The organism is Moorena sp. SIO3I6 (assembly GCF_010672095.1).
The window spans coordinates 12,246-26,950 of sequence record NZ_JAAHHU010000031.1; the positions used below are offsets into that span (position 1 = coordinate 12,246).

Sequence of the window (14,705 nt, forward strand, 5' to 3'; positions counted from 1 at the left end):
AACTTTGAAATAAATTCTATGACTCAGGCTGCATTTGATTACAATTCAGAATATTTTACTAGTGAAATATTCGATACCAATTATCAAGCTATAGCGTCAACAATCGTTAAAACTTATCAACCAAAACGTGTGGCAGAATTTGGGTGTGGTCCTGGGCATCTTACTAGAGAGCTGGCCAGATTGGGTGTAGAGGTAACAGCTGTAGATGGTTATTCGGAACCTGATTTCTCAGAATCATCTATTGAATTTCACAAACTTGATCTAAATGACGAAGTAGCCATTGCTAATCGTTTCTCCAACCAGAATTTCGATCTTGCTATTTCTCTGGAAGTTGCTGAACACCTAGAACCTGAAACATCTCCAATACTAATCAGCTGGATGACTAGTGTTGCGCCAATCGTGGTATTTTCAGCAGCAGTTCCTAGTCAGAGCGGCCATGGACATATCAATCTTCATTCCAGAGATTACTGGCACCGTTTATTCACTAAGCATAATTTTGTCGTCGCGGATCGTATTCGCGAGAAACTTAGACAAATACCTAATGTAGCTCCTTGGTATCGTTACAATATTATCGATTATCTCCAGGCAGAGCATTCTCAAGCCCCAGAAATACTAGAAGTAATTGACCGTTTGCTTGCCTCTGAATCTGCTGCATCGAGTGCATACTACGAAGAATCTACGAAGATGAGACTTCTACAACCTTACTTAAAGGACCCGGTCGTTAAATGGTATTTCGGGTTGCGACAGTTTACTGATAGTTTTTTTAACAAAACCTAACTATCAGTAATCATTCAGCTGCTATCAGCCAATGGCCAAGGCCATTGGCCTTGGCTCACGGCTGACCGCTGACTGCTGTTCGCGCAGCGTGCGCGTAGCGCATATGCTTACGGAAAAACTAAAAGACCCAGACGCTCATGCTCCCAGCCTCTGTTTTTTGGATAATCGTGAGATAAGTTTGTTATACAAAGACGGATCAGAGATTTGTAATGGTTGAGGCATGGCATCAAACTCTTCCTCTTCCAAAGCGAGGTAAGTATCAATCTGCTCACGATTAGCTAAGTAGAACGCGATCGCTCCGTAAACCTGTTCAAGGTTGACAGTGGGAAGGATTGAACAATACTTTCTGGTGATAATCCGTTGCGGAAAGTATATACAACGGAGTCTAGAGAAATTCGTGTGCCTGCAATCCAGTAACCATTGTCCCGATATTCTATATAAGTCTTAGCTTCTATAACTGGCATCAATTTACCTTGAATATATGTATTGAGATCATATAACTGAAACAACTGAAACAAAAAACTGAGATCAATACTGAGGCATTCTGCTCTTGTCTGCCAATTATTCTGAAAGTATCGATTACCGCTAAGTATTTTTACTTACGTTACTTGGAGGTTTAGGGATGCAGTCGGCCAAAGGGGGTTTCCCCCACTCGCGCTTTGCATCAAGACAGTGCTCAGGCTTCTCTCGATATCCCCTGAAGCGCGTTCGCGTTCGCGCAGCGTAGGCAAAGCCTAAAGCGTGACCTACGGTCAATCGCGTTTTCTGGTTGCTTTACCGATGTGATACTTAAGGATAGGTGTGGGTGGGATACAAAGTACCCGCAAGGGTACTGTAAAGTCTCGTAAACTTTGCCATCATAACTAGTATAAAGCCTATTTACAGTAATCCTTGCAGAAAAATCCCAACTCAAGGTGATAAGTAATTAAGGCGTCAAGTTACCCACTCGTAATTAACGTGAGTTGAGGGGTCTAACCAATCCCTAATTTCTGGAAATTTATAGGAGTCAGATCATCATGGAAAAACATCAACCAATAGAATTTTCCCTAGAACAGGAGTTCAATCTTAAAGTTTTTGAGACGCAAATTCAAAATCTCGACCTTGAACAAGCAAAGAATCTTCTGTGCGAGCTCTATAGACAGATGTCAATTCGTGAAATTCATTTCAGGAATTTCGTTAAGCACAGTTTAATCGGAAATCCTCCACCTTGGAGTGAGTAAGCTCAGGGAGCAAGGGATGAAAGTAAGCTTATGCGCTATGCGCACGCTACTTGAGGTGCTATCAGCTATCAGCTATCAGCTATCAGCTTGCATAGGTAAACATTCGTTTAATTTATTGCGAATCGGCGCAGCTACCCTGGGTTTATGTTAAGCATGATAGCTGACGGCTGACCGCTGACCGCTGACCGCTGACCGCTGACCGCTAAATGCTTACTTTTGCCTCATACGGTAAATTTGCCAATTAAATTCTGATTAGCTTAACCCAATTATCCGGAATCCACAGCTAAATTACTGAAGAAACAATAAACACAGCAGTTAGAGTCAAGGCGACTGAGACATAATAACATTATTAAGTGCATCAAGTAGGTAGCTAGAGATACATTTAACATGACTGAATTGCTAAATTATCTATGAATTCAGTAAATCAGCAATTCAGGGTTATTTCTCACCTACTTACTGTTCAAATGGTCAGTTAACCAAGGCTCTCTAGCTTTAATTCACAATCAAGGAGTATCCCATGGTAAAACAAATGTGCTGGTTATCGAGCTTTGGTAGCAATGAACCAAAAATGTTGCACTTGCGGACTTCCCCTTATGAGGCTTGGCGTCCGTACACAGCTTTTCCCCAATATGCTGTCCCAGATTATCCAGTACCTGGCGGTTCTAAAGGCTGGGCAACCTATCAGAAACTAAGACTCTCAGACTGGGTTTTGGTTCCTAGTGACAATGAAAATATGGATTATAAAGCAAGTTAATAATTTAGTAATAAATGAAGAATTAAGAATGTAGAATGTAGAATGTAGAATTCTTAATTCTTAATTCTTAATTCTTAATTCTTCAACAGTTAAACTAATTACTTGACTAGATAAGGACTGGTTAACTTATCTAACTGTTGCACTAACAAGCTAAGGAATAAACCGACATCAGTAACAACACCAACCGATTCTACTGAACCGCGATCGCTTAATTTTGTCACTACGGCGGGGTTAATATCCACACAGACCATCTTCACTCCGGCTGGAGTCATATTGCCGACGCCAATAGAATGGAGCATAGTAGACAGCATCAAGATCATATCTGTCCCTTCCAATAACTTGGCATAGTCTTGCTGTGCTTTAATCAAATCCATCTGGGTATCTGGCAGAGGACCATCATCTCGGATGGAACCAGCTAGGACAAATGGTACGTTATTGCGGACGCATTCATACATCACCCCTTTAGTTAATACACCCTGTTCTACAGCTTGGGCAATACTACCGCAGCGACGGATAGTATTGATTACCTTGAGATGGTGTCGGTGTCCACCATGGACAACTACTCCTCGTTTCATATCCACACCCAAAGAGGTTCCCATCAGGGATTGCTCGATGTCATGAACTGCGATCGCATTTCCCCCTAACAGCGCCTGAACATACCCAAGTCGAATCAAACTGGATAAATGTTCACTACCGCCAGTGTGAATTACCACAGGTCCTGCTGTCACTACAACTCTGCCCCCTTGGTCCCGAATTTGGCGCAGCTCCCAAGCAATTTGTTCGACTACTAATTCTACCCGGCGCTCACTAGAGACCCCAGATGCCATAAAACTAAATTCTTGCTGATTGCGTTGTTCACGGGATTGAGTTTTGCGCACCGTGCGGATTCCTTCTACTCCCACGATCACCTGCTCTCCAACTTCCAAATCCCGCAGCACTTTACAACGAGCGATTACACCGTCTGGGGTTTCAGTTATTGCGATCGCACCATCCATGCGTTGATGTTGTACCTTCACCCACTCACAATTTACCCGTACTTCCGTCGGATAAATGGTAGTAACATAAAAGTCATCAGGAGCAACCCCTGCTTGAGTAACAGGTTCCAAGTTAGCATCACACACCTCTTGGGCAGGAGTGACAGCTCCTAGATCAATCAGCTTAGTCATAATCTCTGCCATCACCTCATGATCTGGTGCAGAGACTTTCAGTTCAGCATTAGAGGTGCTTTGCCGCTGTGTTCCTAGGTCGAAGTTAAGTACCTGGAAGCTACCCCCACCTCCTACAATTAAATCCAAGGCACGGCTGATGATACCAGAATCAAGCAAATGACCTTCCAAACGAATAATGCGACTTTCAACCGGTTGATTGCCATGGATTTCACTGCGGACTGGTTCAGTTACCCGTAAGGTTAGGCATTTAGCAGCACCACCAGCTTTGAGAAATTCCGTCAAGGGGGTTTCAATCACCTCAAACCCAGCTTGACCGAGCCGATCTTTCAAGCGATCGCTAACTTTGTTCATCACTACAAGTTGATCAATATTGACCGCATTGCAAGCAAAGTTCACTGCATCAGCTTCCTCTATGGCGATTCGTTTTTCCGGTGCTACCCGCATTTCGATTAAGCGGTTGGAATAGGCATCAAATGCTGGGGGATAGTAGAGTAAATAGCCACCACTCAGGGGACAGAAGCAAGTGTCCAAGTGATAGAAACGTTGATCCATTAGGCGCAGGGACACAACTTCAATATCTAGCCATTTAGCAAGGTATGGATGGGAATCAAGTTCTGAGCGGAAGCCATAGCCAGCCCACAGCCAACGCCCTTCCCGGTCTAGCAGAGCATCCCCAGCTCCTTCAAAGGGTAAGTCTTGAGGAAGTTCATAGACAGTGTAGCCATTGTCATTAAACCATTGCTTGAAATAAGGTTCTTCTCCCTGGCGCTCTTTGTGGAGGAAGCGGCTAAGCACTACATTCTTGCCCAAGACTAATCCGGCATTGGCTGCAAATACCATATCTGGCCAACCGGATTGAGGAGAAACTAAATCGACTAGGGCATGCTCTTTGATGACATAGTGCAGTTTTTGCCACTGTTCTACAGCGCGATCCCTCGATGACTTGTGAATATTTCCCTCCATCCAGGGATTAATCACATAATCCACATCGTAGTGGTCAGGGGGACACATGAGGAAGCGAATTGATTCTGTCATAGTCGATTTCTGATCTGGTAGATACCTACACGACCAAGGTAAGTCAGCAATCACACCAATGTCACGACAATTTGCCATTGACAGGGGGGTAAGTTAAGTTGGTGGATTAATCTTAAAGATTTTATCCATAAACTTATTATTATACCATGAAAAAAATATTTATAACTAGACTGAAGCGAATTCTGCTTACCACCAGCATCAGTATTGTGAGCGTGCCACTGTTGATCTATGGCGGATTGCTGGTCAAGCGTCCGCTTCCCACCGACAAGCAGCAACAACTGTTCCAAGGCATCGTATATCAAAGAGATGCTCGGAAATCCCCCCGTCCGCTGATGGTACATACTGTTACCATAGACCTAAGCGCACCAGGAATTAAACTGTTAGTAACACCAGGAAATAAAGTCGATAAAAACGAATTTGCTGCCCGGACTACCTCGGAATTTGTGCGGGAGTTTAAGTTACAATTAGCTATTAATGGTAGTTTCTTTTATCCTTTTCGGCAGTATCCACCGAATTCCTATCCTAACAGTGGTGATCCGGTCAAAGTACAAGGCCAAGTTATCTCTGATGGGAAATCCTATGCGCCTCCAAAATCTACTTCTTCAGTGCTTTGTATTTCAAAGTTTCTCCAAGCTGAAATTTATGCTCAAATTTATCAAAGCCGTTGTCCTCCAGGCACATCGGAGGGACTAGCCGGTAGAGAAATTTTACTAAAAGAAGGAAAGCCAGCAGTATTGGGAGGTCGTGGAGGTGAGAACCTATTCTCTCCCCGCACTGCTGTAGCTATTGATAAATCAGGCAAAACTTTGTGGTTAATTATTGTTGATGGTCGCCAGCAATTTTACAGCGAAGGAGTTAGTTTGGCTGAGTTGACTACTATTATTCAAGAATTAGGAGCCGATAGCGCCATCAATTTGGATGGGGGTGGTTCCAGCACTCTCGTAATAGCAAATAAGACTAAGTTACGGGTATTAAATTCACCGATTCAGACTCGTATTCCTACGCGCCAACGTCCAGTTGCTAACCATCTGGGTATCTATGCTTTACCGGTAGAGAATAGGGAGTAGGGAATAGGGAATAGGGAGTAGGGAGTAGGGAGTAGGGAGTAGGGAGTAGGGAAAAAAATATCACCATTAATTGATGATTTTTATAGCTATTTTATACCAAAATATAGTAGTTAATAAACCCCATTAATATAATACAGTTTAAATGCACAATATACCAATCCTAAATGAATTGTGATAATTTTTGTTCCCTGTTCCCTGTTCCCTGTTCCCTTTGGTATAGCTTAGAGCATGAAAAAATTAAATATAACTAGACTTAAGCGAATTATGGTTATCACCAGCATCAGTATTGTGAGCGTGCCACTTTTGATCTATTGCGGATTGCTGCTCAAGCGTCCGCTTCCCACCGACAAGCAGCAACAACTTTTACCAGGCATTTTTTATCAAAGAGATGCTCGCAAATCACCCCGTCCGCTCATAGTACATACTGTTACCATAGACCTAACCGCACCAGGAATTAAACTATTAGTAACACCAGGAAATACCATCAATAAAAACGAATTTGCTGCCCGGACTACTTCGGAATTTGTGCGGGAGTTTAACTTACAATTAGCTATCAACGGTAGTTTCTTTTATCCTTTTCGGGAGTATCCACCTAACTCCTATCCTAAATCTGGTGATCCGGTCAAAGTAGAAGGGCAAGTTATCTCTGATGGAAAATCCTATGCTCCTCCAAAATCAAAAAATTATTCAGTGCTGTGTATTTCAAAGCTTCTCCAAGTTCAAATCTATCAAAACCGTTGCCCTCTAGGCACATCTGAGGGATTGGCGGGTAGAGAAATTTTACTAAAGGAAGGGAAGCCAGCAGTATTGGGAGATAGTACAGATGAAAAACTATTGTATCCCCGCACTGCTGTGGCTATTGATAAATCAGGCAAAACTTTGTGGTTAATTATTGTTGATGGTCGCCAGCGCTTTTACAGTGAAGGGGTTACTTTGGCTGAATTAACTAGTATTATTCAAGAATTAGGAGCCGATAGCGCCATCAATTTGGATGGGGGTGGTTCCACCACTCTGGTAGTAGCAAATAATACAAATAAGCTAAGAGTATTAAATTCACCGATTCAGACCCGTATTCCTACGCGCCAACGGGCAATTGCTAACCATTTGGGCATCTATGCTTTACCGATAGATGTGTTGAACAACCTCCCATTAATCCAGGACGAAAGTATCTCACCCAATTTACAACTACTATATCTTTTGTTAATGATAGTTGCTCTATAGCAGTGCTAAATGATTCGTGAAATGTAGTGGCCGAAGCGAACGTGATAGCCTCGGCTTAGCCGAATCCCCATAACCATTGCCCAGCAATGATTTTAATATTTACAGATTTTTTGAATAACTTAGAATTGGTATATAGTCAATTGCTTGTGGTATTCTAATCAAGGCAATCGGATTAAATTACAGTAATGCTTAATACAGATTTACTTGATCAAGAAGTTCAGTCACTTTTTCAAAGGATACGGACTAACTTAACTTTACCTGAGTGTCCTCCCGAAAGGTTAGAATACTATATCAAAGAGCATAGTGGATTTTCCCGGCACAATCCTATGCTCCTGTCTGTAGCTTCTGATAATTCTCAATCTGCTCCTGCCATATCTGTGGAATTACAGCGAAACTCTGATGAAGAAAGTGGAGCTTCTGGTGAAGAGTCCCATTTTGCTATCTATACCGATGGGCTTCGAGAGTCATTCCAATTTAAGGTGGATGAGTATGTGCTCTCAGTAGAAACTAAGGGTTTCCTGGAAACTATGCTTGACCTTTGTAAGTCAGGCTCTGCGAGTAAAATCTGTGGTGTTTTTTATGCAACTGAGGCAGGTGCTATTCCAGAGTTAGAGCTAGTTCGCAATCTAACCGATTTGTACTCAACGTCTCAGGAGAACTGTCAACCCTCAGAAAAATTGACATACTTCTTCGATCTTCATCTCAATGGAGTAGAACAGGAACATAAAGATGGTCTGGGTACCTTTATTAACCACTACGAACAACATAGTTTAAACTTAAGTGAAATCCATGAGGGTTTCTCTGATTCTATAGCAGCAATGGATACCTGGTGGAATAATCTAAAACAGGCAGTTATAGCTAACAATTAATTAATCAATTAATTCAATATGATCGACTGATTGTCCTATTTTAAAATAGGGAATTCCACTCGCAAGTCGTTTCCATCGTTATCAGGCAAAGCCTCCGATCAGACACTTCTAGGTAGAGCCTAAAAACGAGAGTTAAGTTATGGATAAAGCAGAGAATAGGTGATTATTCTCTGCTACATAAACTGTTATGGATTTAAACTATAGCTAATAAGGTATTTGGTGCAGGCGTTAATCATCGCAGATAAATAAATAACCCCAGAAAAAGAAGTTATCTCTTTTGATTATAATTTTTGCCTAATTTTAGGCATTGAGATGTACCCGGAAACAGTGGCGTTTCCTTACAGTAGTTAGCTTCCTTAGAAGCTATCACCCACTACCCACTACCCACTACCCACTAGCAAAGACACTATTAATTATGGGTAATTTAATGGACATAATATAACTACATGACAGATCAGTTCGAGTCAACAGAAGAGCAGTTTTCCCAAACCCTAATGATCATGGCGATCGCTGCTTTATTTTTCGCTTTAATATTTCTATCTTCAACACCAATCTTCATCCGATTCAGTGAGCGTGAAATCTCTGCGAGCGCTACAGCATTTAATCGCTTCTGGATTAGTACCACACTCTTGGGTCTGTGGAAAGGACTCCAAGGGTTACGCTGCCGAATTTCTCTTGATAAACCGATAACACAAGATTATTTGCCTGACTCAGGTTGGGTGTGGGGCGGATTGCTAGGAGTCGGGATTTTTTTCTCTGCTGACATCATCATCTGGGCTTGGTCATTAACTCAAACCAGCGTCGCCAACGCAACTCTACTGGCTAATCTCACGCCAGTGTTTACCATTTTAGGGGGATGGCTGGTATGGAAAAGAGGCTTTGAAAGCAAATTCCTGATGGGAATGAGCCTCGCCATGGCAGGAGCGATCGCAATTGGACTAGAAGACTGGCAAATCACCACTGGCAAAGTAGAGGGGGATATTGCTGCCATACTGGCTTCAATCACTTTTGCTGTCTATCTATTGATTCTCGAAAGACTCCAAACCAGGCTTAAAGCAACCACCATCTTGTTTTGGAGTTCTGCGATCGCTACCGTGTTTAGCCTACCTATCGCCCTACTGAGTGGAGATAACCTGTTTCCCTATTCCTGGCAGGGATGGAGTGCTATTCTTTGCTTTGCTTTAGTCTGTCAGATCTTGGGTCAATGGCTGCTGGTATATAGCCTCGATCACTTTTCCTCAGGATTTGTTGCTGTTTTTTTGTTATTAGAACCGGTCCTAGCAGCTATCGGTGCCTGGATACTCTTCTACGAACAATTGAGTCTTTTTAACTGGATTGCTTTTGGAGTTGTTTTGGGTGGCATCTATTTGGCACTATCTAGTGAATACAAATCACCTACTTAGTGAAGGTTCAACAGTGAAAATTGACAGAGAGTTAAGATAGCATAAATAAAACAAAAAAAATGTTTATTATGATCAACAACTTTCCACCAAATTACTATAATATTTTACTCGGAAATTAACTGTCACGAGTACTCAAGCATGGTAGACAAAAAAAAGCTCCTGGAAGACACCATGACTTTATTACTGTCAGTAACCCCAGATACATCTTTGGGTAAACTGTTAAACCTTTGTTTAGCAGCTAAGGCAGATCCGAGTATCAGCAAAAGTGCCCGTGAATTTGCTGTAGAACTTCTCGAAGATCCTAGCAACATTTACTCTTGGACCATGGATGTCATTGGGAGCGATGCCAACTATACCGATGCAGAGTGGGAAGCTTTGAACGATATGAAACTGGATGATACTGAAGCCTTTGTAGCAGACTTCCAGTCGGAGTTGGAAAGTCTGGACTTGGATTGAGATCACAGGGTATCGACGCAGGGTGAAGGGTTAAGAATTTAGGTGGGGAGAGGTCTAATCATCAATAATAATGTTGACTATAAACATATTATCAACACTCAACCTTGGCTTTTCGGCCACGCTACCGAAACAACCTACCCTTCACCGAAGGCCAAAGGCGAAAAACCTTCAACCTTCAACCTTCAACCTTCAACCTTCAACCTTCAACCTTCAACCTTCAACCTACACCCTTCACCATTACTTTACCCTAACAATCATCCCTTCTTTGACTATAAACGCGCGATCAAACACTTCTTTGACTTCCACTGCTAGGTTGTCGAGAAAATCATCACAGTGATTGGGTTCGTGGTGGAAGATAGCCAGTTTCTTAACACCAGCAGCTTCTGCGAGCTTCACCCCTTCCTGCCAGGTGGAATGTCCCCAACTTACTTTGGGAGATTTGGGGTTGTGGTATTCTTCATCGGTATACATAGCATCGTAGATTAACATATCAGCATCACGGGCTAGATACACCACATTTTGATCAAGGCGGTCGGGAAAATGTTCTGTATCGGTGCAGTAGCACACGGAATGCCCTTGCCAGGTTACGCGATAGCCAATAGCACCATTAGGATGATTTAAAGGAGCAGTTTCTATGGTAATATCTTTTATGGTGATAGTGTTATGACCTGCTTCTAAGTCATAGAACTTCAAATCTGCCTTGACTTTGTTAGTAGGAACTGGAGCATTCAAGTGTAAGACCCGCTCCTTGAAGTGTTTCTCCATGCACTCCCCGGGGGGAGCTGCGCCATAAATATGTAAAATGTTCCCTTCCACAAAGACTGGAATGAAAAATGGCACGCCTTGAATATGATCCCAGTGGTAGTGAGTAAAAAACCAATAAGCTTCAATGGGTAACTGCTGCTTAAGGCTTTTTCCCAGCAACCGCAAGCCAGTACCACCATCGAAAATCAGGCGTAACCCAGCCACTTGCATCTCTACACAAGACGTATTGCCGCCATATTGAATTGTGTCCTGTCCAGGGCTAGGTATACTGCCTCGGACTCCCCAAAATTTAACCGAAAACTCGGAGGAAGTGCTTATCTTCATTGGTAAGTTAATGCTTCAAAGTACCGCACTGACCCTGATGACGCAACAGGTGATCGCACAATACCAAAGCAACCATTGCTTCTACCATAGGTACGGCCCTGGGTAAAACACAAGGGTCGTGACGTCCTTTAGCAGCTAGAATGGTTTCTTCACCAGTAGTGGTGACAGTACGTTGTTCTTTGCGGATGGTAGCAGTGGGTTTAAACGCTACTCTAATAATAATAGTCTCGCCATTACTAATGCCACCTTGAATGCCACCGGAGCGATTTGTAACAGTGCGCACTGCACCGGTTTCGTCTGTGTAAAATTCATCATTATGCTCACTGCCGGTAAGTAGAGTGCCCCCAAAGCCAGAGCCAATCTCGAAACCTTTACTAGCTGGTAGGGACATCACCCCTTTGGCTAAATCCGCTTCTAGCTTATCAAAGACTGGCTCTCCCAAGCCTTTGGGTATATGGCGAGCCACACATTCTACTACACCCCCAACGGAATCACCGCTACGTCCAGTTTCTTCAATCAGTTCAATCATCCGTTCAGCACATTCTGAATCAGGGCAACGAACAATATTACTTTCTACCTGGTCTTGAGTAACGGTGTTGGAGTCTACGATACCTTCTAAGGTTTTGATACGCTTGACGTAGCCAATGATTTCTACACCAGCAGCTTGCTGGAGAATTTTTTTTGCGATCGCACCCGCTGCCACTCGCCCGATAGTTTCCCGGGCTGAAGAACGTCCTCCTCCCTGCCAGTTCCGAATGCCATACTTAGCATCATAGGTAGCATCAGCATGGGAAGGCCGATAGGTCTTTTGCATCTCGCTATAGTCTTGGGGCCTAGTGTCTTTATTGCGCACCATAATCATAATTGGTGTGCCCAGGGTTTTGCCCTCAAATAGTCCCGAAACAATTTCACAGGTATCAGTTTCTTTACGAGGAGTAGTAATCTTACTCTGACCTGGACGCCTGCGGTCTAGTTCTACCTGAATTTCTGCCGCAGAAATTTCCAATCGCGGTGGACAGCCATCAATGACTACCCCAACCCCACCCCCGTGGGATTCTCCAAATGTAGTGATTCGAAACAGATGTCCAAAGGTATTGCCCATAGTTAGTGCTCTATTAGTCCTCTAATGGTAGTACTTACTTAAGCTATCAGCTATCAGCTATCAGCTTATGCACAGGCTACTTGAGGTGCTTATGGCTTAGGTCCGATGCGTCGAAGACTGTGCCACCCTACTTTAGGTGTTTTTAAATAAACTCTAGCAAGTCTTATACCCATGAGGTACAAATATCTGGGTTTTAGGGACTTCGGAGCAGGGAGCAGGGAGCAGGGAGCAGGGAGCAGGGAGCAATTAATTTAGAAGTGGGAAGAGGTAAAAAATAATGTGTACCTCATAGCTATGATAAACGCTATCAGCTGACCACTGACCACTGACCACTGACGGCTGAATGCTTATACACTTAATTATCTTATTACTTCGTAAAACCGGTTGGCAGCTTAAGTCCTGTTGGATTCCAACCTAATAATTTCCCTAATGATTTTACTAATAATTTTTCTAATCATTTCCGTGATTTTTTACTAATTATTAAGATTATTTAAGTAAATATTTGTTTTGATTTTAATCAGGTAAAATCTGTTATAGACTTTCCCAATAACAGGATTTTATTGGTTAAAATGCTTAGGGCTGTTGGTGCATGTTTAGAATTAAGGATAATTTGCCTAACCGGATGTTTTGCTTGGGGTTTTTATGCTCCAGTTTTAGCTGACATTACTCCCGATGGCAGCTTGGGAAATGAAGCCTCAAGGGTAACTCCTAATGTACAGGTCAAGGGGGCGCTGGCAGATTTAATTGAAGGGGGAGCAACTCGTGGGGAGAATTTGTTCCATAGTTTTGCGGAATTTAATGTAGGAGAACTACAACGGGTTTATTTTGCTAATTCCTCGGGAATTCAGAGGATATTAACACGAGTAACCGGCAGTAATCTATCGAATATTCTAGGTACTTTGGGAGTAGATGGTGCAGCAAATCTGTTTTTGCTCAATCCCAATGGTATTGTGTTTGGACACAAGGCCAGATTAGATGTAGCTGGTTCCTTTGTAGCGTCTACTGCCAATAGTTTGGTATTTGGTGATGGGCAGGAGTTTAGTGCCACATCACCAGAAGCCCCGCCACTGTTAACGATTAATATCACCCCAGGATTGCAGTATGGCAAATATGACCCGAGGACCAGAATTACAAATGCTGGGAATTTAGCCGTAGGACAAGATTTAACCCTAGCCGCTGGCAACTTGGATTTACAGGGTCAACTGAATGCTGGTAGGAATTTGACTCTGTTTGGAGAAGATACAGTCACGATTAGGGATAGTGTAGCGCAACCCTTTAGAGCGTACTCTGGTGGCTTACTGCTAATTCAGGGGAATCAGTCAATTGATATTGCTGCCCATAACCATACCGATAGTGGTTTATTTGCTGGTAGTGATTTATGGTTGCGTTCGCGTAGCGTGGCCATTCGCGCAGCGTGGCCCAAAGGCCAAGGCCAATCGCATAATCCGGTAACCGGGGATGCTCACTATACCGCTGGCGGAAATATCAGCATCGAACAGTTGGATGGGTTACCGGGAAATTTAGTCAGTACCCATGATCCCATTATTCTGACTAATGGGGATGTCAGTTTAGGAAACTATACCGGAGCGTCACTACATATTTTGGCAGGAGGGAGTGTCAGGCTTGGTGATGTTGAGATTAACTCTACCGATACAGCGGATAATGCCATTAGTCCTAATAACTCCAATCCGTTCTTGGCTAGTCTGGCTAATGTGACCTTGTCGGATCAAGCTCGAAGGTCTGTAGTGATTGATGGCAGTAACAAACCTACCCTAGATATCCGTGCTGGTATAGATTGGACATTACTGGGGGGTTTTCCAGGAAATACCGATAGTAGTAACTTAGGATCTAACCTTGGGACGGCTGCGACTAGTGCGGATATCGAAATTGGCAAGATCTCGATTAATGCTCCCAATGGACGGGTATTGTTAACGAATCAGTATCAACCTAACCCATCCTTAGTGAGTGAAACCCTTAAAATTAGTTCACTTCTAACTGGTGATGGCACCATAGCCAACGATAACGGTAAGGTAGATAAGACTAACCAGAGGTTTTCAGGAAATGCTGGTGAGGTGATTATTGATTATCGAGGCAGGATTGAAATAAGCGATTCGGCTTCGCCGACGCTACGCGAACGCATTGATGCCTCTTCCGCTTCTGGTAAAGCAGGGGATATTACTGTGGTTACAAACGATGAACTATCCCTTGACGGAAGTTTTATTATTAGCAACACCTTTGGCAAAGAAAAAGGTGGGGATATCAAGATCGATACTGGCTCCCTCTTTGCCACTGACGGTGCTCAGATCGAAACCAGTACCTTTGGTGAAGCTGATGCCGGTAAAGTGACCATTGTTGCTGATGACACAGTCACCTTTGAAGGAAATTCGGAAAATGGTGAGGCTACTGGCATTTTCAACAACATAGAACAAAACGCTATCGGTGATAGTGGTGGTATTTCGATTACCACGAGTGCATCCCGATTTTGTATTAAGCATAAATACTTAAGTTCGGTTTTGACCAATCACAGGTAAGCTTTAATTGGT

The 14,705-nt window shown here is 43.1% G+C and carries 14 protein-coding genes; 10 read left to right on the plus strand and 4 right to left on the minus strand.

Annotation, left to right across the window (positions count from 1 at the left end):
* Positions 1–18 precede the first annotated feature (18 nt).
* Complete coding sequence (locus F6K49_RS11545) at positions 19–777, plus strand: methyltransferase domain-containing protein (RefSeq protein ID WP_293019272.1); 759 nt, start codon at positions 19–21, stop codon at positions 775–777.
* 278 nt (positions 778–1,055) lie between these two features.
* Here the strand turns inward: F6K49_RS11545 and F6K49_RS11550 are convergent, their stop codons facing one another.
* On the minus strand, positions 1,056–1,241 hold the full coding sequence (locus F6K49_RS11550; protein ID WP_293019273.1) for a DUF433 domain-containing protein: 186 nt from the start codon (positions 1,239–1,241) through the stop codon (positions 1,056–1,058).
* Positions 1,242–1,793: 552 nt separating this feature from the next.
* On the opposite strand from F6K49_RS11550, the gene F6K49_RS11555 reads away from it, so the two are divergent.
* Together F6K49_RS11555 and F6K49_RS11560 are read left to right on the plus strand one after the other, a co-directional pair.
* A complete protein-coding gene (locus F6K49_RS11555) occupies positions 1,794–1,997 on the plus strand; it encodes an NblA/ycf18 family protein (protein WP_075903326.1) in 204 nt (67 codons plus the stop codon).
* A gap of 517 nt (positions 1,998–2,514) precedes the next feature.
* The gene (locus F6K49_RS11560; RefSeq protein ID WP_293019275.1) at positions 2,515–2,751 is read left to right on the plus strand and encodes a hypothetical protein; all 237 of its coding nucleotides are present in this window, start codon (positions 2,515–2,517) and stop codon (positions 2,749–2,751) included.
* A gap of 98 nt (positions 2,752–2,849) precedes the next feature.
* On the opposite strand, the gene F6K49_RS11565 is transcribed toward F6K49_RS11560, so the two are convergent.
* On the minus strand, positions 2,850–4,955 hold the full coding sequence (locus F6K49_RS11565; RefSeq protein WP_293019306.1) for a TIGR00300 family protein: 2,106 nt from the start codon (positions 4,953–4,955) through the stop codon (positions 2,850–2,852).
* A 146-nt stretch (positions 4,956–5,101) separates the two neighbouring features.
* On the opposite strand from F6K49_RS11565, the gene F6K49_RS11570 reads away from it, so the two are divergent.
* The 6 genes from F6K49_RS11570 to F6K49_RS11595 all read left to right on the plus strand — a co-directional run bounded on the left by F6K49_RS11570 (position 5,102) and on the right by F6K49_RS11595 (position 10,222).
* Positions 5,102–6,022 carry a phosphodiester glycosidase family protein gene (locus tag F6K49_RS11570; RefSeq protein ID WP_293096718.1) on the plus strand — a complete coding sequence of 307 codons (921 nt, stop codon included), beginning with the start codon at positions 5,102–5,104 and terminating at the stop codon, positions 6,020–6,022.
* Between the two features lie 264 nt (positions 6,023–6,286).
* A complete protein-coding gene (locus F6K49_RS11575) occupies positions 6,287–7,243 on the plus strand; it encodes a phosphodiester glycosidase family protein (protein ID WP_293019277.1) in 957 nt (318 codons plus the stop codon).
* A 185-nt stretch (positions 7,244–7,428) separates the two neighbouring features.
* Positions 7,429–8,112, plus strand: a complete 684-nt coding sequence (locus tag F6K49_RS11580; protein ID WP_293096721.1) for a DUF3865 domain-containing protein — start codon at positions 7,429–7,431, stop codon at positions 8,110–8,112.
* Positions 8,113–8,558: 446 nt separating this feature from the next.
* A complete protein-coding gene (locus F6K49_RS11585; RefSeq protein ID WP_293019279.1) occupies positions 8,559–9,515 on the plus strand; it encodes a DMT family transporter in 957 nt (318 codons plus the stop codon).
* A 138-nt stretch (positions 9,516–9,653) separates the two neighbouring features.
* Complete coding sequence (locus F6K49_RS11590) at positions 9,654–9,971, plus strand: hypothetical protein (RefSeq protein ID WP_293019280.1); 318 nt, start codon at positions 9,654–9,656, stop codon at positions 9,969–9,971.
* A 104-nt stretch (positions 9,972–10,075) separates the two neighbouring features.
* Positions 10,076–10,222, plus strand: a complete 147-nt coding sequence (locus F6K49_RS11595) for a hypothetical protein (protein ID WP_293069794.1) — start codon at positions 10,076–10,078, stop codon at positions 10,220–10,222.
* On the opposite strand, the gene F6K49_RS11600 is transcribed toward F6K49_RS11595, so the two are convergent.
* Together F6K49_RS11600 and aroC are read right to left on the minus strand one after the other, a co-directional pair.
* On the minus strand, positions 10,209–11,060 hold the full coding sequence (locus F6K49_RS11600; RefSeq protein WP_293096725.1) for an MBL fold metallo-hydrolase: 852 nt from the start codon (positions 11,058–11,060) through the stop codon (positions 10,209–10,211). The genes F6K49_RS11595 and F6K49_RS11600 overlap by 14 nt on opposite strands.
* A gap of 7 nt (positions 11,061–11,067) precedes the next feature.
* Entirely contained in the window at positions 11,068–12,162 is a 1,095-nt protein-coding gene (gene aroC, locus F6K49_RS11605) for a chorismate synthase (protein ID WP_293019285.1), read from the minus strand.
* Positions 12,163–12,731: 569 nt separating this feature from the next.
* Between aroC and F6K49_RS11610 the strand changes: the two genes are divergently transcribed.
* Positions 12,732–14,693, plus strand: a complete 1,962-nt coding sequence (locus F6K49_RS11610; protein WP_293019287.1) for a filamentous hemagglutinin N-terminal domain-containing protein — start codon at positions 12,732–12,734, stop codon at positions 14,691–14,693.
* Positions 14,694–14,705: the final 12 nt, after the last annotated feature.

What these genes read in the sequence shown, in the direction of transcription:
- F6K49_RS11570 (WP_293096718.1), top strand. Translation starts at nt 5,102, where the DNA reads ATGAAAAAAATATTTATAACTAGACTGAAGCGAATTCTGCTTACCACC.
- F6K49_RS11550 (WP_293019273.1), bottom strand. Translation starts at nt 1,241, where the DNA reads ATGCCAGTTATAGAAGCTAAGACTTATATAGAATATCGGGACAATGGT.
- F6K49_RS11580 (WP_293096721.1), top strand. Translation starts at nt 7,429, where the DNA reads ATGCTTAATACAGATTTACTTGATCAAGAAGTTCAGTCACTTTTTCAA.
- F6K49_RS11610 (WP_293019287.1), top strand. Translation starts at nt 12,732, where the DNA reads ATGCTTAGGGCTGTTGGTGCATGTTTAGAATTAAGGATAATTTGCCTA.
- F6K49_RS11565 (WP_293019306.1), bottom strand. Translation starts at nt 4,955, where the DNA reads ATGACAGAATCAATTCGCTTCCTCATGTGTCCCCCTGACCACTACGAT.
- F6K49_RS11600 (WP_293096725.1), bottom strand. Translation starts at nt 11,060, where the DNA reads ATGAAGATAAGCACTTCCTCCGAGTTTTCGGTTAAATTTTGGGGAGTC.
- aroC (WP_293019285.1), bottom strand. Translation starts at nt 12,162, where the DNA reads ATGGGCAATACCTTTGGACATCTGTTTCGAATCACTACATTTGGAGAA.
- F6K49_RS11575 (WP_293019277.1), top strand. Translation starts at nt 6,287, where the DNA reads ATGGTTATCACCAGCATCAGTATTGTGAGCGTGCCACTTTTGATCTAT.
- F6K49_RS11555 (WP_075903326.1), top strand. Translation starts at nt 1,794, where the DNA reads ATGGAAAAACATCAACCAATAGAATTTTCCCTAGAACAGGAGTTCAAT.
- F6K49_RS11560 (WP_293019275.1), top strand. Translation starts at nt 2,515, where the DNA reads ATGGTAAAACAAATGTGCTGGTTATCGAGCTTTGGTAGCAATGAACCA.
- F6K49_RS11545 (WP_293019272.1), top strand. Translation starts at nt 19, where the DNA reads ATGACTCAGGCTGCATTTGATTACAATTCAGAATATTTTACTAGTGAA.
- F6K49_RS11590 (WP_293019280.1), top strand. Translation starts at nt 9,654, where the DNA reads ATGGTAGACAAAAAAAAGCTCCTGGAAGACACCATGACTTTATTACTG.
- F6K49_RS11585 (WP_293019279.1), top strand. Translation starts at nt 8,559, where the DNA reads ATGACAGATCAGTTCGAGTCAACAGAAGAGCAGTTTTCCCAAACCCTA.